The organism is Streptomyces sp. NPDC044984 (assembly GCF_040646935.1).
Lineage (GTDB): Bacteria > Actinomycetota > Actinomycetes > Streptomycetales > Streptomycetaceae > Streptomyces.
This window is the reverse complement of sequence record NZ_JBEZBE010000023.1, coordinates 105,668-131,814: the sequence shown is the minus strand read 5'-3', so window position 1 is coordinate 131,814 and position 26,147 is coordinate 105,668. Positions and strand designations below refer to the sequence as shown.

The 26,147-nt window shown below is 71.9% G+C and carries 25 protein-coding genes; 7 read left to right on the top strand and 18 right to left on the bottom strand.

Features of this window, described 5'->3' with window-relative positions:
- Positions 1–182: 182 nt before the first annotated feature.
- The gene (locus AB0A94_RS24595; RefSeq protein ID WP_361747592.1) at positions 183–728 is read left to right on the top strand and encodes a GNAT family N-acetyltransferase; all 546 of its coding nucleotides are present in this window, start codon (positions 183–185) and stop codon (positions 726–728) included.
- 41 nt (positions 729–769) lie between these two features.
- On the opposite strand, the gene AB0A94_RS24590 is transcribed toward AB0A94_RS24595, so the two are convergent.
- Together AB0A94_RS24590 and leuA are read right to left on the bottom strand one after the other, a co-directional pair.
- Entirely contained in the window at positions 770–1,471 is a 702-nt protein-coding gene (locus AB0A94_RS24590) for a TerB family tellurite resistance protein (protein ID WP_361747590.1), read from the bottom strand.
- A 183-nt stretch (positions 1,472–1,654) separates the two neighbouring features.
- Positions 1,655–3,376 (bottom strand): 2-isopropylmalate synthase, encoded by a 1,722-nt coding sequence (gene leuA, locus AB0A94_RS24585; RefSeq protein ID WP_361747588.1) that lies wholly within the window; start codon positions 3,374–3,376, stop codon positions 1,655–1,657.
- Between the two features lie 319 nt (positions 3,377–3,695).
- On the opposite strand from leuA, the gene AB0A94_RS24580 reads away from it, so the two are divergent.
- From AB0A94_RS24580 to AB0A94_RS24570, 3 genes are read left to right on the top strand one after another with little or no spacing between them, the layout of a single operon-like run.
- The gene (locus AB0A94_RS24580; protein ID WP_361747587.1) at positions 3,696–4,766 is read left to right on the top strand and encodes a M4 family metallopeptidase; all 1,071 of its coding nucleotides are present in this window, start codon (positions 3,696–3,698) and stop codon (positions 4,764–4,766) included.
- 21 nt (positions 4,767–4,787) lie between these two features.
- Entirely contained in the window at positions 4,788–5,054 is a 267-nt protein-coding gene (locus AB0A94_RS24575) for a protealysin inhibitor emfourin (protein ID WP_361747585.1), read from the top strand.
- Between the two features lie 58 nt (positions 5,055–5,112).
- Positions 5,113–6,423 carry a GH1 family beta-glucosidase gene (locus tag AB0A94_RS24570; RefSeq protein ID WP_361747583.1) on the top strand — a complete coding sequence of 437 codons (1,311 nt, stop codon included), beginning with the start codon at positions 5,113–5,115 and terminating at the stop codon, positions 6,421–6,423.
- A 95-nt stretch (positions 6,424–6,518) separates the two neighbouring features.
- Here AB0A94_RS24570 and era read toward each other — a convergent pair whose 3' ends face one another.
- From era to AB0A94_RS24545, 5 genes are all read right to left on the bottom strand, one after another.
- Positions 6,519–7,472, bottom strand: coding sequence for a GTPase Era (era, locus tag AB0A94_RS24565; RefSeq protein ID WP_361747581.1), 954 nt, complete (start codon positions 7,470–7,472; stop codon positions 6,519–6,521).
- 103 nt (positions 7,473–7,575) lie between these two features.
- Positions 7,576–8,055 carry a hypothetical protein gene (locus tag AB0A94_RS24560; RefSeq protein WP_361747579.1) on the bottom strand — a complete coding sequence of 160 codons (480 nt, stop codon included), beginning with the start codon at positions 8,053–8,055 and terminating at the stop codon, positions 7,576–7,578.
- Positions 8,056–8,253: 198 nt separating this feature from the next.
- Positions 8,254–8,607 carry a cytidine deaminase gene (locus AB0A94_RS24555; protein WP_361747578.1) on the bottom strand — a complete coding sequence of 118 codons (354 nt, stop codon included), beginning with the start codon at positions 8,605–8,607 and terminating at the stop codon, positions 8,254–8,256.
- A gap of 45 nt (positions 8,608–8,652) precedes the next feature.
- Positions 8,653–8,964, bottom strand: coding sequence for a DUF397 domain-containing protein (locus tag AB0A94_RS24550; RefSeq protein WP_361747576.1), 312 nt, complete (start codon positions 8,962–8,964; stop codon positions 8,653–8,655).
- 62 nt (positions 8,965–9,026) lie between these two features.
- A complete protein-coding gene (locus AB0A94_RS24545; RefSeq protein WP_361747574.1) occupies positions 9,027–9,926 on the bottom strand; it encodes a helix-turn-helix transcriptional regulator in 900 nt (299 codons plus the stop codon).
- A gap of 430 nt (positions 9,927–10,356) precedes the next feature.
- On the opposite strand from AB0A94_RS24545, the gene AB0A94_RS24540 reads away from it, so the two are divergent.
- Complete coding sequence (locus AB0A94_RS24540; RefSeq protein ID WP_361747572.1) at positions 10,357–10,506, top strand: hypothetical protein; 150 nt, start codon at positions 10,357–10,359, stop codon at positions 10,504–10,506.
- A 202-nt stretch (positions 10,507–10,708) separates the two neighbouring features.
- On the opposite strand, the gene AB0A94_RS24535 is transcribed toward AB0A94_RS24540, so the two are convergent.
- The 7 genes from AB0A94_RS24535 to AB0A94_RS24505 all read right to left on the bottom strand — a co-directional run bounded on the left by AB0A94_RS24535 (position 10,709) and on the right by AB0A94_RS24505 (position 17,641).
- Positions 10,709–11,068: an MmcQ/YjbR family DNA-binding protein gene (locus AB0A94_RS24535; protein WP_361747570.1), complete on the bottom strand. Its 360-nt coding sequence runs from the start codon at positions 11,066–11,068 to the stop codon at positions 10,709–10,711.
- Positions 11,065–12,363 (bottom strand): hemolysin family protein, encoded by a 1,299-nt coding sequence (locus AB0A94_RS24530; protein WP_361747568.1) that lies wholly within the window; start codon positions 12,361–12,363, stop codon positions 11,065–11,067. Before AB0A94_RS24530 ends, AB0A94_RS24535 begins: the two co-directional genes overlap by 4 nt.
- Complete coding sequence (ybeY, locus tag AB0A94_RS24525) at positions 12,360–12,857, bottom strand: rRNA maturation RNase YbeY (protein WP_217127946.1); 498 nt, start codon at positions 12,855–12,857, stop codon at positions 12,360–12,362. Before ybeY ends, AB0A94_RS24530 begins: the two co-directional genes overlap by 4 nt.
- A 12-nt stretch (positions 12,858–12,869) precedes the next feature.
- Positions 12,870–13,940, bottom strand: a complete 1,071-nt coding sequence (locus AB0A94_RS24520; RefSeq protein WP_361747566.1) for a PhoH family protein — start codon at positions 13,938–13,940, stop codon at positions 12,870–12,872.
- Positions 13,941–14,224: 284 nt separating this feature from the next.
- The gene (locus AB0A94_RS24515; protein ID WP_361747565.1) at positions 14,225–15,346 is read right to left on the bottom strand and encodes a PfkB family carbohydrate kinase; all 1,122 of its coding nucleotides are present in this window, start codon (positions 15,344–15,346) and stop codon (positions 14,225–14,227) included.
- 94 nt (positions 15,347–15,440) lie between these two features.
- Positions 15,441–16,748 (bottom strand): glucarate dehydratase family protein, encoded by a 1,308-nt coding sequence (locus AB0A94_RS24510; protein ID WP_361747563.1) that lies wholly within the window; start codon positions 16,746–16,748, stop codon positions 15,441–15,443.
- Positions 16,745–17,641 (bottom strand): 5-dehydro-4-deoxyglucarate dehydratase, encoded by an 897-nt coding sequence (locus AB0A94_RS24505; protein ID WP_361747622.1) that lies wholly within the window; start codon positions 17,639–17,641, stop codon positions 16,745–16,747. The genes AB0A94_RS24510 and AB0A94_RS24505 overlap by 4 nt, the downstream gene beginning before the upstream one ends.
- A gap of 187 nt (positions 17,642–17,828) precedes the next feature.
- Between AB0A94_RS24505 and AB0A94_RS24500 the strand changes: the two genes are divergently transcribed.
- Together AB0A94_RS24500 and AB0A94_RS24495 are read left to right on the top strand one after the other, a co-directional pair.
- Positions 17,829–18,611, top strand: coding sequence for an IclR family transcriptional regulator (locus AB0A94_RS24500; RefSeq protein WP_217127867.1), 783 nt, complete (start codon positions 17,829–17,831; stop codon positions 18,609–18,611).
- Positions 18,612–18,797: 186 nt separating this feature from the next.
- Complete coding sequence (locus tag AB0A94_RS24495; RefSeq protein ID WP_361747561.1) at positions 18,798–20,132, top strand: MFS transporter; 1,335 nt, start codon at positions 18,798–18,800, stop codon at positions 20,130–20,132.
- Positions 20,133–20,493: 361 nt separating this feature from the next.
- Here AB0A94_RS24495 and AB0A94_RS24490 read toward each other — a convergent pair whose 3' ends face one another.
- The 4 genes from AB0A94_RS24490 to AB0A94_RS24475 form a co-directional block, all read right to left on the bottom strand.
- Complete coding sequence (locus AB0A94_RS24490; RefSeq protein ID WP_361747559.1) at positions 20,494–21,486, bottom strand: adenosine deaminase; 993 nt, start codon at positions 21,484–21,486, stop codon at positions 20,494–20,496.
- Positions 21,487–21,506: 20 nt separating this feature from the next.
- Complete coding sequence (locus AB0A94_RS24485; RefSeq protein ID WP_361747557.1) at positions 21,507–22,412, bottom strand: ribonuclease Z; 906 nt, start codon at positions 22,410–22,412, stop codon at positions 21,507–21,509.
- A gap of 6 nt (positions 22,413–22,418) precedes the next feature.
- The gene (locus tag AB0A94_RS24480) at positions 22,419–22,772 is read right to left on the bottom strand and encodes a histidine triad nucleotide-binding protein (RefSeq protein WP_361747554.1); all 354 of its coding nucleotides are present in this window, start codon (positions 22,770–22,772) and stop codon (positions 22,419–22,421) included.
- Positions 22,773–22,937: 165 nt separating this feature from the next.
- Positions 22,938–26,144: a PDZ domain-containing protein gene (locus tag AB0A94_RS24475; protein ID WP_361747552.1), complete on the bottom strand. Its 3,207-nt coding sequence runs from the start codon at positions 26,142–26,144 to the stop codon at positions 22,938–22,940.
- Between the last annotated feature and the right edge of the window lie 3 nt (positions 26,145–26,147).

Sequence of the window (26,147 nt, the reverse complement as noted above, 5' to 3'; positions counted from 1 at the left end):
GCACATCAGGCGCACGCCAGCACAGTCCTGTCACACCTGAACTCGCCCTTGTGCACGGCGAGTTGGACGCTCACTCTAGCCAGAAGCAGCCACCGGCCGCCACCGGGGTCCCCATTCCCTCCTTCGTGTGAACGGCGGCCACCGCTGCCGCGTTGACGTCTCACGTCCCGACTGGGGGTGGCATGACCGCCGAACCGCTTGAGCGCGTCCCGGACCACCGGGAGCGCCTCACCCGGCCGACACCTCTACCGGAACCACGGCCCCCGCTGCTGCGGACGGCACGGGAGTCCGATCTGCCCGAACTGCAGCGGCTCGACGAGGAGGTCTTCCGGGAGGTCGCCTACCCGGCGTTCCTGCTGCGGCAGCTCTTCGACCTGTACGCCGGTCACACCGGTCATCTGCTCGTCCTCGACGACGGCGACGGCCGGCTGCGCGGCTACGTCCTGGCGGCCACCACGGCGATCAGCCGGGACAGCTGGATCCTCGGCCTGTGCGTGGCCGAGGACCGGCGCCGGCACGGGCTGGGCCGGGAACTGATGGTGGAGGTCCTGGCGCGCCTGCGCCGCTGCGGGACCGAACGGGTGCGACTGACCGTGGAGCCCTCCAACGACGCCGCGATCCTGCTCTACCGTTCCCTGGGTTTCCGCCCGGAGCCGCCCGACGGGGGGTTGCGCCGGGACTACTTCGGTCCGGGTGAGGACCGCGAGGTGATGTGCCTCGTGCTGTGACGCGCCCCGGGCCGTCCCGGAGCGGCCGGGGCGCCGCCGCATCAGGACGGTGTGCGTGCCGCCGCCAGCAGGCGGGTCACGTCGTCCGAGCAGATGGTGAGGGCCGCGCCCACGGTGGCCAGGGCGTCGCGTTCGGCGGGGGTGTAGGGGCCGTCGGCGAGGGCGATGCGGGCGCCCTGGAGGAGGATCGACTCGCGGCCGGGGGCGGCGAGGTGGGGGGCCAGCGGGTCCAGGGCCTCGTGGAGCTCGATGGCCAGACCGGCCGTGCAGGGCTCCCCGGTGAAGCGGCCGGTGTCCGCCTCCAGCGCCTCGACGAGCGCGGCCAGCTGTTCCTCCGTGCAGTCGTCGAAACCGGCGGCGCGCACCCCGACCGCGGCCGTCTCCAGGGAGGCGCGCGAGCAGGTGCCGCCGGCGGCCAGCACCGCGAGGGCGACGGTGTGGACGGCGTCGCGGAGCATCGCGGAGAAGCGGGTGGTGGTGGGGTGGTCCAGGACGTCGGTGCCGAAGTGGCGGCGGCAGGCCGCGCACTCGACGACCGGCCCGCTCTCGCCGCGCGGCAGCACCGGCACCCCGAGGAGGGCGAAGCGGCGGTGTCCGGTCAGCCGCTGGTAGTTGCGGTCACCACCGCAGCCGGGACAGAAGAACTCCCCGTCGCCGACGGCCGTCCACACGGTGCGGGTGCCCAGCAGGCGCGCCAGTCTGGCGGCAGCGGCACGGCCGTTGGGTCCCCGTCCTGGCAGCACGTCGCACCTCCGTAGCCCACAGCGTCGTCGCCGCGTGTGCGTGATGTTAGCCACATCCGGGAGGTGGAGTCAGTACCCGGGACGAGACCTTTCCGTGACCCGCGCGCGAAGATGGCCGGTATGCGACGGGGCCCCGCCCGCCGGTTCCCGGCGGGCGGGGCCCCGAACCACCGATTCGGCTGGTCAGCGCGAAGCGCGGTTGACGGCCGAGACGACCGCCTTCAGCGAGGCCCGCGTGGTGTTCGCGTCGATTCCGATGCCCCACAGCACCTTGTCGCCGATCGCGCACTCGATGTAGGAGGCGGCCTGCGCGGAGGCGCCCTCGCTCATCGTGTGCTCCTGGTAGTCCAGCAGCCGTACGTCGATGCCGATGCCCTGCAGCGCGTGGAAGAACGCCGAGATCGGGCCGTTGCCGCTGCCGACCAGGGTGGTCTCCGTGCCGTCGACCGTGGCCTCGACGGTGAGGGTGTCGATGCCGTCGCGGTCGGTCGTGGTCTGGCCGTTGGCGACCTGGATGCGGCCCCAGGGGTTCTCCGGGTTGGGCAGGTACTCGTCCTGGAAGACCGCCCAGATGTCGGCCGGGGTGATCTCGCCGCCCTCGGCGTCCGTCTTCGCCTGGATGATCTTCGAGAACTCGATCTGCATCCGGCGCGGCAGGTCCAGCTTGTGGTCGTTCTTCAGGACGTACGCGATGCCGCCCTTGCCGGACTGCGAGTTGACGCGGATGACGGCCTCGTAGGAGCGGCCGACGTCCTTGGGGTCGATCGGCAGGTACGGGACCGCCCACTCGATGTCGTCGACGGTGACGCCCTTCGCGGCCGCGTCGGCCTCCATGGCGTCGAAGCCCTTCTTGATGGCGTCCTGGTGGGAGCCGGAGAAGGACGTGTACACCAGGTCGCCCACGTACGGGTGGCGCGGGTGGACCTCCATCTGGTTGCAGTACTCCCACGTGCGGCGGATCTCGTCGATGTCGGAGAAGTCGATCTGCGGGTCGACGCCCTGGGAGAACAGGTTCATGCCCAGGGTGACCAGGTCGACGTTGCCGGTGCGCTCGCCCTGCCCGAACAGGCAGCCCTCGACGCGGTCGGCGCCGGCCATCAGCGCCAGCTCGGCCGCCGCCACCGCCGTACCGCGGTCGTTGTGCGGGTGGACGGACAGGCAGACGTACTCGCGGCGGGACAGGTGGCGGCCCATCCACTCGAAGCGGTCGGCGTGCGTGGAGGGGGTGGAACGCTCCACGGTGGCGGGCAGGTTGAGGATGATCTCGCGGCCGGGACCGGGCTGGTAGGTGTCCATCACCGCCTCGCAGACCTCCAGCGCGAAGTCCAGCTCGGTGTCGGTGAAGATCTCCGGGCTGTACTGGTAGCCGAACTCGGTCTCCGGGCCCAGCAGCTTCTCGGCGTACTCCATGACCAGGCGGGTGCCGTCGACCGCGATCTGCTTGATGTCGTCGCGCGAGCCGCGGAAGACGACCCGGCGGAAGACGGGCGCGGTGGCGTTGTACAGGTGGACGGTGGCGCGCCTGGCGCCCTTCAGGGACTCCACCGTGCGCTCGATCAGGTCCTCGCGGGCCTGGGTCAGTACGGAGATGGTGACGTCGTCCGGGATCGCGCCGGGCTCCTCGATGATGGAGCGGACGAAGTCGAAGTCGGTCTGCCCGGAGGCCGGGAAGCCGACCTCGATCTCCTTGTAGCCCATCTTGACCAGCAGGTCGAACATGGCGCGCTTGCGGGCGGGCGACATGGGGTCGATCAGGGACTGGTTGCCGTCGCGCAGGTCGGTGGAGAGCCAGCGGGGGGCGGTGGTGATCCGCTGCTGCGGCCAGGTGCGGTCGGGGATGTCGACCTGCTCGTAGCGGCCGTACTTGCTGATCGGCATGGGGCTGGGCTGCTGGCGGTTCGCCATGATGCGAGGGCTCCTCGGTGTGTCCTGGTGGACGGCCGACGGCGCAGCGCCGAACTCCGCGGGGAGGGGGTCGGCCTCTACTGCAGACCCTCACCGCGGCAGCTAAGGAGAAGCAGCCCGAAACTCATGATGCTCCGCAGCTTAACCGAGTCGCCCACCGTGCGAAGGTCCGTATCAGTATGCGGGACCGCAGGGATGAACGGGACAAAAAGTGCCGTATACCACTTCAAGGGGGCGCGGGAGGCGGGATGGGGGCCGATTTCCCTCATCGTGGTTGCGGATAGTGACAGCGACGTCACGCAGTGCGATGGTTCCGGACATGACCACGAACGGGGGCTTCGAGCCCGTCTTCTGCACCATCGTCCCGCCGCACGTCCTCGACCGGCTCGCGCAGGCCGAGGACCCCCTGCTCCACGGTCCCGCGCGCCGGACCCTCCGGCGCGACGCCTACGAGCGCACCCAGCGCCGCCTGACCACGGTCGTCGGCGCGCCGGCCGTCGCCGCGCTCGCCGAGGCCGAGCCCGGCAAGCCGCGGCGCACCGTGTACGACGCCCGGCACGGCACCGCCCTGCCGGGGACGAAGGTGCGCGGCGAGGGCGAGGCGCCCGGCCAGGACGCCACCGTCAACCGCGCCTACGCCGGTCTCGGCGCCACGTTCGAGCTGTTCCTGAAGATGTACTCCCGCGACTCGATCGACGGCGACGGGCTGCCGATGGACGCGACCGTGCACTACGACGAGGAGTACAACAACGCCTTCTGGAACGGCGAGCAGATGGTGTTCGGCGACGGGGACGGCGAGATCTTCCTCGACTTCACCCTTCCCGTCGACGTCATCGGCCACGAACTCGTCCACGGCGTCACGCAGTACACCGCGAACCTGGACTACTTCGGCCAGTCCGGCGCGCTCAACGAGTCGGTGTCGGACGTCTTCGGCTCGCTCATCAAGCAGTACACGCTCGGCCAGACCGCCGACGAGGCCGACTGGCTGATCGGGGCCGGGCTGCTCGCCCCGCGCGTCACGGGCGAGGCGCTGCGCTCCATGAAGGAGCCGGGCACGGCGTACGACGACGACGTCCTCGGCAAGGACCCGCAGCCCGCGACGATGGACGACTACGTCCGCACCGGCCGCGACAACGGCGGCGTGCACATCAACTCGGGCATCCCGAACCACGCCTTCTACCTGGCGGCCACCACCCTCGGCGGGCACGCCTGGGAGCGGGCGGGACAGGTCTGGTACGACGTGCTGACCGGCGGGGAGCTGGAACAGGACGCGCAGTTCACGGACTTCGCGACGCTGACGGTGAAGGCGGCGCGCGCCCGGTACGGGGAGGGCGGGGAACTCCAGGCGGTGTCGAAGGCCTGGGAGCGGGTGGGAGTGCGGACGCTGTAGTTCCGTACTAGACAGGGACCCATGCGTATTCAGGTGCGGCGCACGGGCGGGTTCGCGGGGATCGAGCGGCGGGCCGAGGTGGACACCTCGGGGCGGGCCGACGCCCACGAGTGGCAGGCCCTGGCCGAGCGGGTGCTGGCCGCCGGCCGGGGCACACCGCCGGCCGGGGTGCCGGACGGCTTCAGCTACCGGATCACGGTGGACGGGAGGTCGGTGTACTGCGCGGATCCCCGGCTGACCCGGGAGCAGCGGGAGCTGATCAGGAGGGTGCTGAAGGAGGGGGCGTAACCAGCCTGTCCCGCAAGGGCGTTGACTTCGCTCGCCGACGGTGCGGATGATCCGGGCCATGGCGACGACGAACCCGGTCCCCCGTTTCCCCGCCGGTTTCCTGTGGGGCGTGTCGACCTCGGCGCACCAGATCGAGGGGGCGGCGGACACGCGGGAGCCGTCCGTGTGGGACGTGTTCTCGGCGGAACCGGGGCGGGTGCGGGACGGCTCGACGGCGGCGGTGGCCTGCGACCACGTCCACCGTCACACCGAGGACGTGGCGCTGCTGGCCGGCCTGGGCGTGGACGCGTACCGCTTCTCGGTCTCCTGGCCGAGGGTGCGGTCGCGGGGCGGCCTGGACTTCTACGACCGGCTGGTCGACGAGCTGTGCGCGGCGGGCGTACGGCCGGTGCCGACGCTGTTCCACTGGGATCTGCCGGTGGGTCTGGACTGGCTGGAGCGGAGCACGGCGGAGCGGTTCGCCGAGTACGTGGCGGAGGTCGCCGGGCGGCTCGGCGACCGGGTGACGAAGTGGATCACCCTCAACGAGCCCGCCGAACACACCCTGCTGGGGCACGCGCTGGGGGTGCACGCCCCCGGCCGGAAGCTGCTCTTCGACGCGCTCCCGGTGGCCCACCACCAGCTCCTCGCGCACGGTCTGGCGGTACGGGCGCTGCGGGCGTCGGGGGCGGGTGACATCGGCATCGCGAACTCGCACGGTCCGACGTGGCCGGCGTCGCGGGACGAGGCGGACGTGACGGCGGCCGACTCCTACGACCTGCTGCTGAACCGCCTCTTCGCCGACCCGCTGCTGCTCGGCCGCTACCCGGAGGGCATCGGCGAGCTGATGCCGGGCGACGTCGCGGCGGACCTGAAGATCGTCGCGGAGCCGCTGGACTGGTACGGGATCAACTACTACGCGCCCACGAGCGTGGGCGCCCCACGGGGCACGGAGATCGAGTTCGGCGGTGTCCGGATGCCGGCCGGGCTCCCCTTCTCGGTCAGGGAGACCGAGGGGTACCCGGTGACGGACTTCGGCTGGCCGGTGGTGCCCGAGGCCCTGACGGAACTCCTCACCGGCTTCCGCGCCCGGTACGGCGACCACCTCCCGCCGGTGGTCGTCACCGAGAACGGCTGCGCGTACGACGGTCTGGACGACCGGGACCGCATCGCCTACCTCGACGGCCACATCCGCGCGCTGCACCGGGCGGTGGAGGCGGGCGTGGACGTGCGCGGCTACTTCGTGTGGTCGCTGATGGACAACTTCGAGTGGGCGGAGGGCTACGCCCGCCGCTTCGGGCTGGTCCACGTCGACTTCCGCACGCTGGAGCGGACCCCGAAGGCGTCGTACGGCTGGTTCAGGGAGCTGCTGCGCGAGCAGCGCGCGTGATCAGGCTGCACCGATATGCGGCCACCGCCGCGCGGCGGGCGTTCCGAGGAGCACCTCGACCTGCTCACGGGACCTGATGCCGACGCCCACCCCCGTCAGAAACCGAGGCGGCGCAGCTGCTTCGGGTCGCGCTGCCAGTCCTTGGCGACCTTCACGTGCAGGTCCAGGAACACCGGGGTTCCCAGGAGGGCCTCGATCTGCTTGCGGGACTTGATGCCGACGTCCTTCAGGCGCTTGCCCTTGGGGCCGATGACGATGCCCTTCTGGCTGGGGCGCTCGATGAAGAGGTTGGCGTGGATGTCGAGGAGGGGCTTGTCGGCGGGGCGGTCCTCGCGCGGGAGCATCTCCTCGACGACCACGGCGATGGAGTGCGGGAGCTCGTCGCGGACGCCCTCCAGGGCCGCCTCGCGGATCAGTTCCGCGACCATGACCTGCTCGGGTTCGTCGGTGAGGTCGCCCTCGGGGTAGAGGGCGGGGCCCTCCGGCATCAGGGGGATGAGGAGGTCGGCCAGCAGGTCGACCTGCTTGTTCGCGGTCGCCGAGACCGGGATGATCTCGGCCCAGGTGATGCCCAGCTCCTGGCCCAGCTGGTCGACGGCGATCAGCTGCTCGGCCAGCGCCTTGCCGTCCACCAGGTCGGTCTTGGTGACGATCGCGATCTTCGGGGTCTTCTTGATCCCGGCCAGTTCCTTGGCGATGAAGCGGTCGCCGGGGCCGATCTTCTGGTCGGCGGGGATGCAGAAGCCGATCGCGTCGACCTCGGCCCAGGTGGTGCGGACCACGTCGTTCAGCCGCTCGCCGAGCAGGGTGCGCGGCTTGTGCAGTCCGGGGGTGTCCACCAGGATCAGCTGCGCGTCCTCGCGGTGCACGATCCCGCGCACGGTGTGCCGGGTGGTCTGCGGCCGGTTCGAGGTGATCGCCACCTTCTGCCCGACCAGAGCGTTCGTGAGGGTGGACTTGCCCGCGTTGGGGCGTCCCACGAAGCAGGCGAAGCCGGCCCGGTGGACAACTTCGGCAGGCTGCTCGGATGACTGGGTACGAACGCTCATGCCGCCCATTCTCCCTGATCCCGGAAGCCGCGCCGCACCACCGGTCCGGAACGGGCCGGGCGGGGCACCCGCGAGGGCCCCGCCCGGCCGTGCGCAGGCCGGATCAGTCGAAGACGAACGGGCCAGGCGACTGCGGTGCGGTCGCCGTGCAGGTGATGGTGATGAAGCCGAACGCGGTCACCCTCAGGGTGCCGCCGAAGGCCTCCAGGCTGTCGCCGGAGGCCACGGTGCCGGTGAGCGGGCCGACCTCGAGGGCGTCGCCGGTCGCCATGGCCGGGTTCTCGGTGCCCCTGAAAACGGTGGTGCCGCCGCCGGCCTTGACCAGGGTGAGCCGCGAGACCAGCGAGTCCTGGCCGATCGCGAGGGGCGCGGTGACCGCGGACGTGCGGATGGTGACGGTGGCGGACGTGCCGTTCTGGGTGGCCGTGAGGGTGGCGTCGCCGCCGCCCCAGCTTCCGCAGTCGGCGTTGACGGTCGCCGACCCGGGGGCGACGGCGGCGGCGGTGGGGGCGAAGACGAGCCCGCAGACCGCGAGGGCCCCTGCCACCAGCGACGCGCCCGTTCCGATTCGCTTGCCTCTCATAGGATTCCGGTCCCTTTCCGTGTGGGGGGAATTCCGTGGGGGGACTGCTCGGCAACGTGGGTCCGGACCCGCCGTGATCCCGTCGGCGCTGACGTGCCGTCAGCGCCGACGGGTTTCATTGATGCGCGAGAGGCAGCGCGCGACAAGGTTGAATTCCGGCCTGTTTACCGCTGGTAACAGACGAGGGCCCGCACGCTCTCAGCCCGCGGTGACCGTCTCCCGGACCGCGCCGTCCGTACCGGCCACCAGGACCGGGGTCGCGGGGCCGCCGAGGTCCCGTACGGCCGCCCGGTCCTCGGGCGACGCCGACTCCGCCTCCGTCACCACGGCCGCCGCCTCCAGCGACGTCGCGCCGGACGCCACGGCCATCGCCACCGCCGTCTGGAGGGCGCTCAGCTTCAGGGAGTCCAGGGCGACGGTCCCGGCGACGTACGTACGGCCGGTCTCGTCCCGCACGGCGGCGCCCTCGGGCACACCGTTGCGGGCCCGTGCGGAGCGGGCCAGGGTGACGATCTTGCGGTCCTCGGGGGTGAGGTCGGTGCTCTCAGTCATGGGGTGAGCATAAGGAGGCGGGGCGGACCAGGCCGGGGCACGTCCCTACTCAGGACATCCCGGGGCTGCGGGCTCGTCGGCGAGGCGGCAGAGGAAAGAGTCCCAGGCGGCAGGTGTGACACCGATGACGCCGCCGTGTCGCTGCTTCGAATCGCGGACCAGGACCATGCGGCCGGTGTGGGCGACCTCGACGCAGTTGCTCCCCGCCTCGGTGCTACGGCTGCTCTTACGCCATGCCCATGACCCACTCACCCTCAACCTCCACCCCGGTCGCGGACGGTCCAGCCGGGGTGCCCCCGTACAGCTGTCGCGGGGACACGCAGCAGCAGACCCAGAATATCTGGATCGGCCATGCATTCGAGCATGGCAATTCCGCCAACTTACCGAGTCCTACCGGAAGTTGGCGGGCATGCGACGGATCAGGCAGGTTCCTGCTGCAGCAGATCCTCCAGTTCGCCCCCTCCTTCGACGACACGCTCCGCAAGGCGGCGGAGCACCACGTCCACCCCGTCCTTGAGCGCCAGGTCCTCGAGCTCCCAGAAGCGCTCCAGGTAACGCCTGGTCTCCTCCGCGGAGCCTCCGGGATAGGTGTCTCCCCGCGAATCCTCGATGAAGAGGGTGTCCTCCATCTCCTCGGCCTGGAATTCGAACAGCGTGAAGGGCCCGTGGATACCGGGGTGGGCGCCCACACTGAACGGCAGGATCTGGATCGTGATGTGGTCGCGCGTGGACAGATCGGCCAGGTGCTCCAGCTGCGTCCGCATCACCCCTCGGCCTCCGGTCAGCCGGCGCACCACCGATTCGTCCAGGATGAAGAAGAACTCACGCCCGTCGGACTCCTCCAGCAGGTCCTGCCGGGCCAGCCGGGCCTCGACGCCGCGCTCGATGCGCTCTTCCGACGCGTCCTTGCCGAACGACTGCATCACGGCGCGCATGTACTCCTCGGTCTGCAGCAGGCCGGGGATGGCGAGCGAACTGTACTGACGGTTGATCCAGGCGGCCGACTCCAGGGCGAGGAACTGCAGGAAGTCCTTGCCGTAGAGGTCCCGGTACTCGGTGAACGGCATCCGCCGACTGCCCCGGGCCATGTCCAGCAGCTCTTCGAGCTTGCGCCGGTCCGTGATCCCGTAGGTGGCTGCGAGCGGACGCAGGTCGTTGACCGAGATGCCGACTTCGCCCGCCTCGATACGGATGAGCTTGGACGGACTCCACTCCATCCGGTCGGCGACCTCACGCTGTGTCAGGCCAGCGGCCATGCGGGCCTTGCGGAGTTCGGTGCGCAGCCGCAGGCGCAGCAACGCCGCACTTGTCACGGCCATGATTGCTCCACCCCCCATCGGATCCAGCGTTGTGCAACATAGCAGATGTGCATATTACTCATCGAGACCTTTCGAGAGTGAAGCATCGAATCGGTGACCGCACATCGATCCAGGAAGAGGAGTACCACAGCGGGCGCATACCCGCACTCGGGCTCCCTGCAATCTGCCATGTTGCACATCGGACAGACCTTTCCAAACGTTTCGCATGGCCGACTTCCAACAGGCACTGTCCAATGAGCACCCGCCAGGTTACGCTGTCCAGCGTAACGCTTGTCGAACAGCCCGCATGAGCAAGGGAGTTGATCAGCCATCAGGACGCCCGGCGGACACCGTGAGTACACGTCGAAGCCGTCAGCCTTACTCCTGACACCGCCCGTTCGCGGCTCGCCGGGACACGGCGACGGACGGAGCCGAAAGGAGCCGGTCACCGATGTCGGACCGACAGGAAGAGGAAGGAGAGCGCCGCCCCGAGCGAGTCGAGCGCACGTGGGGTGAGCGGGTGGCCCTGGCCCTCCCGCTGATCAACCTCCTCATCGCGATCCACACGATCGTCGACGAGTGGGTTCTCCCGTTCGTGTGACAGCAGTCAGCCCCGACCTGAGCGGCCGGGGCCGAGAGCGGCGGACGCCGTAGGAAGACGCTTCCGCTCCGAGTTTCCCTGGCAGGCGGCCCGGAGCGGTGGCGTCGTAGCGCACCGTGAGTACATTCTGCCGTCGTGCCCCGGCGTTGGCGAGGGCCCAGTCGGGCCAATTCGGTACGCGCCGGGAGCACGTCCGCGTACGTCACGCCCGGTCGAGCCGCAGCCGCTCCGCCCTCGGCAGTCCCGCCACGACCAGGTCGTACGAGTCCTCGACCAGCTCCCGGACCAGGCTGTCCGAAAGCGTTCCGTCGACCGTCACCGTGTTCCAGTGGCGCTTGTTCATGTGCCAGCCCGGGACGATCAGGTCCGGGTGCTCGGCGCGGAGCCGGATCGCGTCCTCCGGGTCGCACTTGAGGTTGACCTTGAGGGGCCGCGCGTCCAGGTCCGCCAGGGCGAAGAGCTTGCCCAGGACCTTGAAGACCGAGGTCTCCGGGTTGAAGGGGAACTCCTCCACCGTCGCGTTGAAGGACAGGCACAGGGTGCGCAGCTCCTGCGGGGTCACTCCGGCTTCTCCTCCTCGTCCGCCGGGGCCACCGGCTCCACCAGCACCGTCACGATCTTGTTCCGGCGCCCGGCCGACGCCTCGGCCGTGAGCCGCAGCCCGCGTGCGTCGGGGAGCGCGACCACGGACGAGGCGCCCGCGATCGGCACCCGGCCGAGGTGCTTGGCGAGCAGCCCGCCGACGGTCTCGACGTCCTCGTCGTCGTACTCCTCCAGGCCGTACAGCTCGCCCAGGTCGGTGATGTCGAGGCGGGCGGTGACCCGGTAGCGGTCCTCGCCCAGCTCCTCCACGGGCGGCAGCTCACGGTCGTACTCGTCGGTGATCTCGCCGACGATCTCCTCGAGGATGTCCTCGATGGTGACGATGCCCGCGGTGCCGCCGTACTCGTCGACGGCGACGGCGACGTGGTTGCGTTCCTTCTGCATCTCGCGCAGCAGGTCGCCCGCGTTCTTGGTGTCGGGCACGAAGAAGGCGGGGCGCATCGCCGTGGACACCAGTTCGCTCTCGGCGTCCCGGCTGATGTGCGTCTTGCGGGCCAGGTCCTTGAGGTAGACGATCCCGACGATGTCGTCCTCGCTCTCGCCGGTCACCGGGATGCGGGAGAAACCGGAGCGCAGGGCGAGGGTGAGGGCCTGGCGGATGGTCTTGTACCGCTCGATCACCACGAGGTCGGTGCGCGGCACCATGACCTCGCGCACGAGCGTGTCGCCCAGTTCGAAGACCGAGTGCACCATGCGGCGCTCCTCGTCCTCGATCAGCGACTCCTTCTCCGCGAGGTCGACCATCGCGCGCAGCTCCGCCTCGGAGGCGAAGGGTCCGCGCCGGAAGCCCTTGCCGGGGGTGAGCGCGTTGCCGATGAGGATGAGGAGCGACGGGACCGGCCCCATGACCCTCGCCAGCGGCAGCAGGACGTACGCGGCGGCCGTGGCGGTGTTCAGCGGGTGCTGGCGGCCGATAGTGCGCGGGGAGACCCCGACGGCGACGTACGAGACGAGGACCATGATCGCGATGGCGATCAGCAGCGCCTCGGCGGTCCCGTCGAACTCGCGCAGACAGCCGTAGGTGATCAGGGAGGCGGCCGCCATCTCGCAGACGACGCGGACCAGCAGCGCCACGTTGAGGTAGCGGGTGGGGTCGTCGGCGATCTGCACGAGCCTGGCGCCGCCCCGGCGGCCGGAGCGTACGGCCTCCTCGGCGCGGAAGCTGGAGACGCGGGCGAGGCCGGCCTCCGCACAGGCGGCCAGCCAGGCCACGACCACCAGGGCGATCGCGCCGAGGACGAGTGTCGGACTCATGACACGGTCGGGGCCGGGGACGGGCCGGTGAGGCCCTTCTCCGCGCGCCAGCCGTCCACGATGGCGGCCTGCAGGCCGAACATCTCGGCCTTCTCGTCCGGTTCCTCGTGGTCGTAGCCCAGCAGGTGCAGCACACCGTGGACGGTGAGCAGCTGGAGCTCCTCGTCCATGGTGTGCCGCGTCGGCGCTTCCTCACCCTGCTTGGCGGCGACCTCGGGGCAGAGCACGATGTCGCCGAGCAGCCCCTGCGGGGGCTCGTCGTCGTCCTTGGACGGGGGCCGCAGCTCGTCCATCGGGAACGACATGACGTCCGTCGGCCCGGGCAGGTCCATCCACTGGATGTGGAGCTGCTCCATGGCGCCCGTGTCCACGACGATCACCGAGAGTTCGGAGAGCGGGTGGATGCGCATCCGTGCGAGCGCGTAGCGGGCGATGTCGAGGATCGCCTGCTCGTCGACCTCGGTTCCGGACTCGTTGTTGACGTCGATCGACATCTGGTGCTCGGTCTACTTCCCCTTGTGCCCGGACTTACCCCGGCCGCCCTTGTGGGTGCCGTTCTGGGTGCCGTGCTGGCTGTCGTACTGCTCGTACGCGTCGACGATACGGCCCACCAGCTTGTGCCGGACGACGTCGTGGGACGACAGCCGGGAGAAGTGGACGTCGTCCAGGCCCTCCAGGATGTCCTGCACCTGCCGCAGCCCGGACTTGGTGCCGTCGGGCAGGTCGACCTGTGTGACGTCACCCGTGATGACTATCTTCGAGTCGAAGCCGAGGCGGGTGAGGAACATCTTCATCTGCTCGGGGCTGGTGTTCTGGGCCTCGTCGAGAATGATGAAGGCGTCGTTCAGCGTCCGGCCGCGCATGTACGCCAGCGGCGCGACCTCGATGGTCCCGGCCGCCATCAGGCGCGGGATCGAGTCGGGGTCGAGCATGTCGTGCAGCGCGTCGTACAGCGGGCGCAGGTACGGGTCGATCTTCTCGTAGAGCGTGCCCGGGAGGAATCCGAGCCGCTCGCCGGCCTCGACCGCCGGACGGGTCAGGATGATGCGGTTGACCTGCTTGGACTGCAGGGCCTGCACCGCCTTGGCCATGGCGAGGTAGGTCTTGCCGGTGCCCGCCGGGCCGATGCCGAAGACGATGGTGTGCTTGTCGATCGCGTCCACGTAGCGCTTCTGGTTGAGCGTCTTAGGGCGGATCGTGCGGCCGCGCGAGGACAGGATGTTCTGCGTGAGCACCTGGGCCGGGGTCTCCTGGCCGTCGCTCTCCCCGTTCTCGCTCGCCTTGAGCATGGCGATCGAGCGTTCCACTGCGTCCTCCGTCATCGGCTGCCCGGTGCGGAGCACCAGCATCATCTCGTCGAACACGCGCGAAATGAGGGCGACCTCGGTAGCGTCGCCGACCGCGCTGATCTCATTGCCCCGGACGTGGATGTCGGCCCCCGGGAAGGCCTTCTCGATCACGCGCAGGAGGGCGTCTCCGGAACCCAGCACGGTCACCATGGGGTGCTGGGCGGGGACGGTGAACTGCACTCTCGCCTGCCCCTGCGCGGGGGTGTGAGCTGTGGGTGTCTGAGTCATGGGCCGGCTCTGAAGGCCTGCGGATCCTCCTCGTCACGGCCGCGCTGCGGAGGGCGGCCTCGCGATTCCCAGGGTACGACGGAGGGGTGACAAGCCCGTAGGGCTTTTAACCGACCGAGTCGGGACCGTGTCCCGAACCCATGGTCCGCTTCTCGGCCGACCGAGTCGGGTGGTGGGTGGGCACAGGCCGGGGGTCCAGGGGGCGGGAGCCCTCTGGCGGGGGTGTGGGGGCGGGGCCCCGACACGGGGGTGCGGGGGCCGAGCCCTTGCAGCGGCCCCCGTCGTCAAGCCGACCGGCGGAAGCCGATGGTCGGCACGGCTCTCCGCAGCGGCCACGGCCGCGCCAGTTCCCCCGAGACCAGCCCCGCCAGGAACTCGTACCGCCGCAGCGCCGAGGGGTCCTGCCCCTCGACCGACCGCACCCTGCGCCACCACGCCCCGATCTCCGTCCACCCGGGCGCCGACAGCGATCCCCCGAACTCCTGGACGGACAACGCCGCCGTGAGCCCCGCGAAGGCGAGCCGGTCGGCCAGCGGCCACCCCGCCAGCGTCCCCGTGACGAACCCGGCGACGAACACGTCCCCCGCCCCGGTCGGATCGAGCGCCTCGACGTCGATCGCCGGCACCGACGCGGTCTCCCCCGTACGCCGGTCCACCGCGTACGCGCCCTCCGCGCCGAGGGTGACCACCGCGACCGGCACGTGCTCGGTGAGGGCGTGCGCCGCCGCGCGGGGGCAGTCGGTGCGGGTGTACCGCATCGCCTCCTCCGCGTTCGGCAGGAACGCCTCGCAGTGCCGCAGGTCGGGCAGCGCGGCCAGGTCCCACGCCCCGGTGTCGTCCCAGCCGACGTCACCGAAGATGCGGGCGCCCTTGCGCGCGGCCTGCTCGATCCAGGGGGCGCCGCGGCCGGGTGTGAGGGAGGCGACGGCGGCCCGCGCGCGGGGCGGGCAGTCGGGGGCCGGTTCCTCGGGGGGAGGTTCGTGGCCGTGGGAGACCATCGTGCGCTCGCCGTCGTAGGCCATGGAGACGGTGACCGGCGAGTGCCAGCCGGGGACCGTGCGCGAGAGGGAGAGGTCGATGCCCTCGCCCTGCTCCAGCGCGTCCCAGCAGTACTCGCCGTAGTGGTCGTCGCCGAAGGCCGCCGCGAGGGAGGTGCGCAGGCCGAGGCGGGCCAGCGCGGTCGCCATGTTGGCGACGCCGCCGGGGCTCGACCCCATCCCGCGCGCCCAGGACTCGGTCCCGCGCACCGGGGCGGAGCCGAGCCCGGTGAAGACGATGTCGAGGAAGACGGTGCCGGTGAGGTAGACGTCCCAGGGCGGGTCGCCCGGTGCGCGCAGGGCGGCGAGGGGATCGATCTGGGACGAGCAGTGCGGTCCCTCGACGCGTGCCTTCCTGGTGGACGCCATCACGGTGCGCTCCCTGACGTGGTGCGGTTTCAGCCAGTGTGCACCACGCCACCGACAACGTGACCGCCGTCACTCCAGGTTCACTCCTGGGGGATCACCAGCGCGGCACGGCCGGTGTGGTCCAGTCCGGGTCGGCGACGCGCATGGCGGCCGCGTCGTCGCGGTCGCGCAGGGAGCCGTCGTCGTCGAGCCACCGCTGGTGGAGGACCGCCAGCCGGTCGCGGTCGAGCTCGACGCCGAGGCCGGGCGCGTCGGAGACCCGCACGGCGCCGTTCTCGAAGGCGAGGCGTTCGGTGAGGACGTCCTCCGACTGCCAGGGGTAGTGGGAGTCGCAGGCGTGGTGGAGGTCGGGCACGGTGGCCGCGACGTGGGTCATCGCGGCGAGGCTGATGCCCAGGTGGGTGTTGGAGTGCATGGAGACGCCGACGCCGAAGGTGCGGCAGATCGCGGCGAGCTGCTGGGTGTTGCGCAGTCCGCCCCAGTAGTGGTGGTCGGAGAGGACGACCTGGACGGCGTTCCGGGTGAAGGCCTCCTCGATCTCGGCGAACGTCGTGACGCACATGTTGGTGGCGAGCGGCACGTCGGTGCGGGCGGCGACCTCGGCCATGGCGGGGGTGCCGAGCGCGGGGTCCTCCAGGTACTCGAGGACGTCCCCGAGTTCCCCGGCCACCCTCAGCGAGGTCTCCACCGACCAGGCGCCGTTGGGGTCGAGGCGCAGGGGGTGTCCGGGGAACGCGGCGGCGAGGGCGCGTACGGCCGCGATCTCCTCGTCGGGCGGGAAGACGCCGCCCTTGAGCTTGAAGGAGGTGAAGCCGTACCGCTCCGTGAAGGTCCGGGCCTGTGCGACGACGCCGGCCGGGTCGAGGGCGGCGCCCCAGTCGTCCTTCTCGGCGGTGACGCCCTCGGGGTGGCCGGCCCACTTGTAGAAGAGGTACGCGCTGTACTCGACGGCGTCGCGCACCTTGCCGCCGAGCAGGGCGTGCACGGGCAGGCCGAGGCTCTTGCCGAGGGCGTCGAGGCAGGCGACCTCGAAGGCGGAGAGCACGGACAGGCGCAGCTTGTCGGCGGTCTGCACGCCGCGCAGTCCGCCGACGTCGACCTGGCCGGAGACCCGGGAGGCGTCGACGGCCACCTCGTCGGCCTCGGTGAACAGCCGGTTCAGGTCGCTGACCCGGCGGCCGACGAGCCGGTCCGCGAGGGGCCGCGCCAGGTCCAGGTACTTGGTGTCGCCGTAGGTCTCGCCGAGGCCGGTGGTGCCGTCGGCGGTGACCACCTCGACGATCAGGCGGGGGGTGTACGGCTGGTGGACGCCCTGGGTGTTGAGCAGGGGCGGGTCGGCGACGAGGATCGGCGTGAGGCGGACCTCGGTGACGGTCAGGTCGCGGGAGGTCGGTGTGGTCACAGGGCGGCTCCTACGAGGTCGAGTCCGGCGGTGAGCAGGGCGCGCAGGTCGGCGAGGTCGCCGGGCGTGGGGTCGGTGAGGGGGGCGCGCACGGGGCCCACGGGGCGTCCGCGCAGCCGGGCCGCCGCCTTCACCAGCGACACCGCGTATCCGGGGACGCGGTCGCGCAGTTCGACGAACGGCACGTAGAAGTCGCGCAGCAGCTTGTCGACGGTGTTGTGGTCGCCGTCGCGCAGGGCGGTGAAGCAGGCGGTCGCGATCTCGGGGGCGAAGGCGTGGACGGCGGAGGAGTAGGCGGGGACGCCGACGGCGGCGTAGGCGCGGGCCTGGATCTCGGCGGTGGCGGCGCCGTTGAAGAAGAGGAAGTCCTCGGGGGCGGCGAGGGTGAGGCGCTGCAGCCGGTCGAGGTCGCTGTGGCCGTCCTTGAGGCCGATGACGTTCGGCAGGGCGGCGATCCGCCGCAGCGAGTCGGCGGTGTAGGCGACCTGGCCGCGCTGGTAGGTGATCAGCGGCAGCCGGGTGCGGGCGGCGACGGCTTCGAGCTGGGCGACGAGGCCGTCCTGCGGGGCGGTGACGAGGTAGTGCGGCAGGACGAGGAGGGCGTCGGCGCCGGCGTCCTCGGCGATGCGCGCGAACCGGGTGGCCTGGGCCCACCCGTAGCCGGTGCCGGCGACGACCGGTACCCGGCCGGCGCTCTCCTCGACGGTGATGGTGACGACCTGCCGGTACTCGTCCTCGTCCAGGGAGAAGAACTCGCCGGTGCCGCAGGCGGGGAAGACGGCGCCGGGGGCGGTGGCGATCCGTTCGGCGACGTAGGCGCGGAAGCCGTCCGGGTCGAGGGAGCCGTCCTCGTGGAAGGCGGTGAGCGGGAAGGACAGCACCCCGTTCGCCATCCCGTCCTTCAGGCGCCGCGCCACGGCGGCCGTACCGCTCGGGTCCGTATCGGGACTCACCCTCACTCATCTCCCCATGTAGACGTGGTCCATGTATGAAAATGAAGGTTAAGTAGGCGAACGAGAACCGTCAATGGCCCGGTACGGGTCTCCTCCCGCCGGACTACGGCCGGACTACGATCGGCGCATGCCGGAGACAGGGGGCGTGCGCGAGGTGAAGTCCGCCGCGCGCACGATGGAGGTACTGGAACTGCTCGCCGCGCGCGGCGACCGCCCGGCGCGCCTCCAGGAACTGGCGGACGCGCTGGAGGTGCCGCGCAGCTCGATGTACGCGCTGCTGCAGACCCTGATCGCGCGCGGCTGGGTCCGCACCGACGTCACCGGCTCGCTGTACGGCATCGGCATCCGCGCCCTGCTCACCGGCACCAGCTACCTCGACTCGGACCCGCGCGTGCGGGCCGTGCGCCCGTATCTGGACGAGGCGTCCGACGCGCTGGGCGAGACGATCCACATGGGGCGGCTGGACGGCCACGACGTGGCGTACCTGGCGACCCGCGAGTCGCACGAGTACCTGAGGACGATCAGCAGGGTGGGACGGCGGCTGCCGGCGCACGTGGGCGCGCTCGGCAAGGCGCTGCTGGCGGAACGGCCGGACGAGGAGCTGCCCGAGGGACCGTACGAGGCGGCCACACCGAACACGCACACCTCGCGGGAGTCGCTGGCCGCCGATCTGGCCGGGGTGCGGGAGCGCGGTTACTCCGTGGACCGCGAGGAGGGCGTGCCCGGGATCGTCGGCTTCGGGTTCGCCCTGCGGTACGCCTCCCCCGCACAGGACGCCATCAGCTGCTCGGTGCCGGTGGCCCGGCTGACGCCGGAGCGGGAGGAGCGGATCGTCGCCGTGATGCGGGAGATCCGGACGAAGGTGGAGACGACGATTCCCGCAGGTGGCGGGGCCGTCCACTGGCGGTAGCGGACGCCTTTTCCCAACCTTCCGGGACCTCAAACGTAAGAGTGATTCAGATCACACCTTGCGCGCTCCCGTCGCCCTCCCCTCACTTGATACAAATTGCCCGCGCGCTCCTGTCCGTCGACGGTCGTCGCCCCCTCCCTTCCCACGGTCACCGCACCGTCCCTTCCGCACGCCCCGGGAACGCCCGTGTTCGCCCCCCGCACCACCCCCTGGCCCCTCGTCGCCCTTTTCACGGCCGGGTACCTCGCCCCGTACCTGCTGCCGACCACCGTCGGCCGGCTGGAACGCGGCCTCGGCCTCTCCGCCACCCAGGCGGGAGCCGTCGGCAGCGCGCTGCTGCTGAGTTCCGCGACCGCCGGGTTCCTGCTGGCGTCGCGCGTGGAGCGGGTCGGGGCACGGACCCTGGCCCGGCTGGGCCTGCTGCTGGCCGCCGTCGGCTACGGCGGGGCCGCCCTCACCACCGCCGTACCGGCCGTCGTCGCCGGCGCGATGATCGGCGGGTTCGGCTCGGGTACGGCCACCACGGTGGCCGCCACCCGGATCGCCGCCGAACGGGACCCGCACCGGGCGTCCGCCCTCGGACTGCTCAGCGTCTCCGCGCTCGCGGGCGTGGTGTACCTGACGGTGCCGCACCTTCCGGGACACGGGCTCACCCTGGCCGCCATCGCCCTCACCGCGCTGGCCGTGTGGCCGCTGACCTCGCGACTGCCGGCCGGCACGCCCGGCCCGCGCCGTACCGCACCCGGCGGCGCCACCACCCGTCTGCCGCACCGGCGTTCGGGGCTGGTCCTCGCCGGCGCCATGCTGCTGTGGTCGCTCGCCCAGAACGCGCTGTGGGGCGTGAGCGGACGCATCGGAGTCGGCCAGGCGCACCTCTCCGAGGCGACCGTGGGGGTCGTCTTCGCGGTGGCGCTGGGCGCCGGACTGCTGGGTGTGCTGGGCGCGGGCGCGCTGGGGTCGCGGCTGGGGCGGGCGCTGCCCATCGGCGGCGGCACGGTCCTCATCGCCGGCTGCATCGCGCTCAGCGCCTCCGCGACCGGTCTGGGCAGCTTCGCCGCCGGTGAGATCGCCTGGAACACGATCTACCCGGTGGTGCTTTCGTATCTGATCGGGCTGGCGGCCTCGCTGGACCCGCGGGGGCGCTGGGCCGTGCTGGTCGGCTCGGCGTCGTCCCTGGGGACCGCCGCGGGGCCGCTGACCGGCAGCGTGCTGTCCGCGCAGGCCGGGTTCCCGGTGATGGGCACGGTGCTCGCCACCGGTCTGCTGCTGGTCGCGCTGCCGATGACCGCCGTCGCCCTGCACACCGGCGGACGCCCGCTGCTGCCGGGCGCGGTCCGCCGTCGCGGCGGCCACCCGGCGGCGGTGATCGCGGCGGCGCCGGGCACCCCGACGGGCACGGTCCCCGAGGTCGGCGCCCCGGAACAGCCGGTGGTCGAGATCCCCCTCGACGGCACCCCGGCCCCGGCCCAGGTCACCTACGACACGGCAGCGGCGACCCGGGCACCGGGCGCCGCCCACTGAGACCTCCCGCTCCCCCGCTCCCCCGTTCCCACACTCCCCCGCTCCCCCGTTCCCGCACTCCCGCGTTCCCCCGTTCCCCCGTTCCCCCGTTCCCGCGGGCAATCGTGCCGCAGGGCGGCACGGGTGGGCGCGACGGCACCCCATGAGCGCCGGGCCGCGCGACACCCCCGGCTCACGACAACGCCGGCTTCAGCTGAGCGGGGGTGGGTTCACTCGCCGGCGCTTGCCGGGTGCCGCTGCGCCCACCCGTGCCGCCCCAGCGGCACGACTGCCCGCAGCTGGGGGGGGTGGGCGCCGCCCCAGCGGCACGACTGCCCGCAGCTGCGTCGGCACGGCTGCCCGCAGCTGTGCAGCCATGCGGTCAGCCGAAGTCGTACGCCTCCACCTCCGCGAGGTACCGCGCACGCCGCTCCTCGTCGTCCTCCAGGAAGGAGGCCAGGAACGAGTTGCGGGCCAGCTCGCGCAGCCGCTCCGGGCCGAGGCCCAGGGCCTCGCGCACCGCGTCGAAGTTGTCCCCGGCGTAGCCGCCGAAGTACGCCGGGTCGTCGGAGTTGACCGTGCACATCAGCCCCGCCTCGAGCATCGCCGGCAGCGGATGATCGGCAAGGACGTCGACCGTGCGCAGCCGCACGTTGGACAGCGGGCACAGCGTCAGCGGCACGCGTTCCCGCACCAGCCGCTCCACCAGCGCCGGGTCCTCCACGCAGCGCAGCCCGTGGTCGACCCGTTCCACACCGAGGACGTCCAGCGCCTCGGTGATGTACTCCGGCGGCCCCTCCTCCCCCGCGTGAGCGACCCGCCGCAGCCCCAGCGCGGCGGCGGCCTCGTACACCTCGCGGAACTTCACCGGCGGGTGCCCGACCTCGGCCGAGTCGAGCCCGACGCCGGTGATCCGGTCCAGGTACGGCTTCGCGGCGTCCAGGGTGGCCAGGGCCGACTCGGCGGACTCGTCCCGCAGGAAGCACATGATCAGCCGGGTGGAGACCCCGTGCGTCTCCTCGCTCCGGCCCAGCGCCCGCCACAGCCCCTCGACGACGGTGCCCATGCCGACACCGCGCGCCAGGTGCGCCTGCGGATCGAAGAAGATCTCCGCGTGCCGCACGCCCTGCGCGGCGGCGCGGGCGAGATAGGCGTCGGCGAGGTCCTCGAAGTCCCGCTCGGTGCGCAGGACGGCCATGAGTTCGTAGTACAGGTTCAGGAAGGACTGCAGGTCCTCGAAGCGGTACGCCTCACGGAGCGCGTCGGTGTCGGCGTAGGGCAGCTCGACGCCGTTGCGCGCGGCGAGCGCGAAGGCCAGCTCGGGCTCCAGGGTGCCTTCGATGTGAAGGTGCAGTTCGGCTTTCGGTACGGACATCGAAACATCGTACGGCGGTTTCACCGACGCTTCGGAAGCGCCACCCGTTGCAGGTCCCGTGCCACGGTCAGCTCGCCCTCGTACCCGGCCGCCCGCGCCTGCCGCTCGAACTCCTCCGGGTCGGAGTAGCGCTGGCTGAAGTGGGTGAGGACGAGGTGCCGTACGCCCGCGTCGCGCGCCACGCGGGCCGCCTGCCCTGCGGTCAGATGACCGAAGTCGACGGCGAGCGCCTCGTCCTCGTCGAGGAACGTCGACTCGATGACCAGCATGTCGCAGCCCTCGGCGAGCGCGTACACCCCGTCGCACAGCCGGGTGTCCATGACGAACGCGAACCGCTGCCCGCGCCGCACCTCGCTGACCTCCTCCAGCGGGACCCCGTCGAGCGTGCCCTCGCGCAGGATGCGGCCGACGTCCGGGCCCTTGATGCCGTGCGCGGCCAGCCGGTCGGGCAGCATGCGCCGGCCGTCGGGTTCGACGAGCCGGTAGCCGTACGCCTCGACGGGGTGGGAGAGCTTCCGCGCCTCCAGCGTGTATCCGGGGGTACGGGCGAGGGGGCCGTCGGTGTCGGCCGGGGCCTCGGTGAGGGCGACCGTCTCGCGGTAGGCGGTGGCGTACCGCAGACGGTCGAAGAAGCGCTGCCCGGAGCGCGGGTAGTGGGCGGTGATCTCGTGCGGCACCTTGTCGAGGTTGATCCGCTGGATCACCCCGGCGAGACCGAGGGAGTGGTCGCCGTGGAAGTGGGTGACACAGATCCGGTTCAGGTCGTGGACGGCCACCCCGGCGCGCAGCATCTGGCGCTGGGTGCCCTCGCCGGGGTCGAACAGGATGCCCTCGCCGTCCCAGCGCAGCAGGTAGCCGTTGTGGTTGCGGTGCCGGGTGGGGACCTGGCTGGCGGTGCCGAGGACCACCAGTTCGCGTGCGGACAAGGCTGCCTATCCGGGGGGCCACTCGAGACCGCGGCCGCCCAGGACGTGGGCGTGCGCGTGCCAGACGGTCTGGCCGGCGCCGCTGCCGGTGTTGAAGATGATCCGGTAGCTCTCCAGCTTCTCCTCGTCGGCGACGGCCTGCGTCTCCCGCAGCACGTCCGCGGCGAGTTCGGGCGCGGCGGCGGCGAGGGCGGCGGCGTCCCGGTGGTGCGCCTTCGGGATCACCAGCACATGGGTGGGCGCCTGGGGGTTGATGTCCCGGAACGCGACGGTGGTCTCGGTCTCCCGCACGATCGTCGCGGGAATGCTCCCGTCCACGATCTTGCAGAACAGACAGTCGTCCTGAGGCTCCCCAGCCATGAACCCTCCTCAAGCCAGCTGATCACGTACGAAGCATCGTCATCGTACCCGCGGGCACCCGTGCCGCAGGGGGCACGGGTGGGCGGTGGGGGTACCTCCCGTCCGAGCGGGGCCGGGAGCGGGGGAGGCACCCGGCGAGCGCCGGACCGCGCGAACACCCCCCGGCTACGACAGCGCCGGCGGCACCTTCGCCGGCGTCGACTCCAGCGCCTCCAACGCCAGCCGCACCGCCTCGTCCAACTGCACGTCCCGCCCCGCCGCGTAATCCTGCGGCCGCTGCACGACCTCCACGTCCGGGTCGACCCCGTGGTTCTCCACGCCCCACCCGTACCCCTCCAGCCAGAAGGCGTACTTGGGCTGGGTGACGAGCGTCCCGTCGACCAGCCGGTACCGGCTGTCGATGCCGATCACGCCGCCCCACGTACGGGTACCCACCACCGGCCCGATCCCCAGCGCGCGGATCGCCGCGTTCACGATGTCCCCGTCGGACCCGGAGAACTCGTTGGCGACAGCCACCACCGGCCCCCGCGGCGCGTCCCGCGGATAACTCTCCGCCCGCATCCCCCGGGGCAGGTCCCATCCCACGATCCGCCGGGCCAGCTTCTCCACCACGAGCTGCGACGTGTGCCCGCCCCGGTTCTCCCGCACGTCCACGATCAGGCCCTCCCGCAGCACCTCCACCCGCAGGTCGCGATGGATCTGCGCCCACCCGGGCGCCTGCATGTCGGGAACGTGGAGGTACCCCAGCCGCCCGCCGGACTTCTCCAGCACGTACGCCCGCCGGTCCGCGACCCACGCGTGGTACCGCAGCGGCTCCTCGTCGGCGAGCGGCACCACCACCGCGTGCCGCGGCTCGCCTCCCCCCGCCGGCGACACCGTCAGCTCCACCGGCTTCCCCGCCGTCCCGACCAGCAGCGGCGCCGGCCCGGTCACCGGGTCGACCGGCTGCCCGGCGACGGCGACGATCGCGTCACCGGGCCGGACGGCGACCCCCGGCGCGGCGAGCGGCGAGCGGGCGTCCGGATCGGACGTCTCCGCGGGCAGGACGCGGTCGACCCGCCAACTGCCGTCCTCGTGCCGGGAGATGTCCGCACCGAGCAGCCCCTGCCGCGCACCGTCGCCGTAGCCGCCGCGCGGGATGACGTAGGCGTGCGAGGTGCCGAGCTCGCCGTGCACCTCCCACAGCAGGTCCACCAGGTCGTCGTGGGTGGCGAGCCGGTCGAGCACGGGCCGGTACCGGTCGAGGACCCCGTCCCAGTCCACACCGCTCATGTCGGGGCGCCAGAAGTTGTCCCGCATGATGCGGCCGTTCTCGTCGAACATCTGCCGCCACTCGACGGCCGGGTCGACGAACTGGCGGACCCGGTCCAGGTCGACGGTGATGTTGGTGTCGCTGTCGTCGTCGCCGGAGGCGCGCCGGTCGCTGGGCACGACCTTCAGCCGCCCGTCGGTCCACAGCAACACCCGCTTGCCGTCGCCGCTGACCTCGAAGTGGTCGGCGTCCACGGCCAGGTGCTCGATGCGCTGCCGGTCGAGGTCGTAGCGCTCCAGGTCGGTCTTGGGGTCCGGGTCGTCGGGCGTGGCGCGGGACGCGCCGAGCACGCCGCGCACCGGGTGCCGCAGCCACAGCACCCCGTCCTTGGCGGCGCGCAGGTTGGTGTAGCGGGCGGCCTCCACCGGGAACGGCACGATGCGGTCGGCGAGACCGTCGAGGTCGACGCGGGTGGTGGGGGTGCCCTCGCTGTCGGGGGTCCCGTCCCGGTCCGGCGTCTCGAAGGGCCGGCCGTGGCGCTGCGGGCCGAACGGCGACGGGGTGGTCGCCGCGAGGGTGATCAGATACGGACGTACGCCCTCGACGAAGGCCAGGTCGAAGACGTGCTCGTCGTAGACCGGGTCGAAGGAGCGGGTCGACAGGAACGCGAGGTGCTTGCCGTCGAGGGTGAAGGCGGGCGCGTAGTCCTGGAAGCGCAGCGGGGTCGCCTCGGTGACCGACAGGTCGGTGGTGCTGGCGAGCTTGAGCTGGCTGAGCGGGCGCGGCCCTGGGTGGGACCAGGCGAGCCAGGAGGAGTCGGGCGAGAAGACCAGCCCGGAGACGTCGCCGTCCTCGCTGCGGTCGACCTCCCGGACCTCGCCGGTCTCCCGCTCGACGAGGAGGACCCGGCCGTCGTGGGAGGCGACCGCGGCACGGCCGCCGTCGGGTGCCATGGCGAGTCCCACGACGCGGCCCAGCTGCCCGGCGGCGATCCGGCGGGGGGTGGCGCCCGGGGCGAGTCCGGTGGCGGGGGCGAACTCCAGGGCGTCGTCGCCCTCGGCGTCGGTCACCCACACCACCCACTCCTCGCCGTCCGCGCGGAAGGTGCGGGGCCGCCGGGCCCGTACGCCCGGGGTCGCGGCGAGCGCGCGGGCGGGGCCGGCGCGGTGGGTGACCCAGTGGACGGTGCCGCGCACGCAGACGGCGCTGCCGCGCGCGGTGTGGTCGGGCGACGCGGAGCCGAACCAGCGGGCGGCGTTCACCGGGAACGGCTGGAGGTCGACGCGCTGCCCGCCGAGCCGGACGTCGAGGCGGCGCGGCTCCGCGCCGTCGAGGTCGTCGAGGAGCCACAGTTCACCGGCGCTGGAGTAGACGACGCGGGTGCCGTCGCCGGCGGCGTGGCGGGCGTAGAAGCCGTCGAGGGGGGTGTGCCTGCGGAGGTCCGATCCGTCGGCGAGGGAGGAGTACAGGGCTCCGGTGCCCTCGTGGTCGGAGAGGAACGCGATCCGGTCCCCCGCCCACAGCGGGTACTCGATGTTCCCGTCGAGGTCCTCGTGCAGCCGTACGAACTCGCCGTCGCCCTCGCGGTCGATCCACAGCTTGCCCGCCGTACCGCCCCGGTAGCGCTTCCACCAGGCGGCCTCACGGCTCATCGGCGCGGACAGCAGCACGGTGTGCGGGCCCTGGGCGACGTCGCCGACGGGGCCGTGGGGCAGGGTGGTGGCGGGACCGCCGTCGAGGGGGACGGCGCGGGCCCAGGTGCGGCGGAAACTGGCCTGGCCCTGGGAACTGGTCACCAGGACCCGGCCGTCCGCCGTCCAGCCGCGCGTCCGGGTGGTGGGGCTGCCCCAGTGGGTCAGGCGTCTGGCGGGGCCGCCCTCGACGGGCGCGACGTGCACCTCGGGGGCGCCGTCGCGGGTGGAGGTCCAGGCGACGGTGGTGCCGTCGGGCGAGATACGGGGGTGGGTCACGGGCACGTTGTCGGCGCTGACCCGCCAGGCCCGGCCGCCGTCGAGCGGGGCGAGCCACACGTCGTCCTCGGCGGTGAAGGCGACCAACTCGCCGTGCAGATGCGGAAACCGGAGATAAGCGGCGGATGCGACCGATGCGGGCTGTGTCACCCG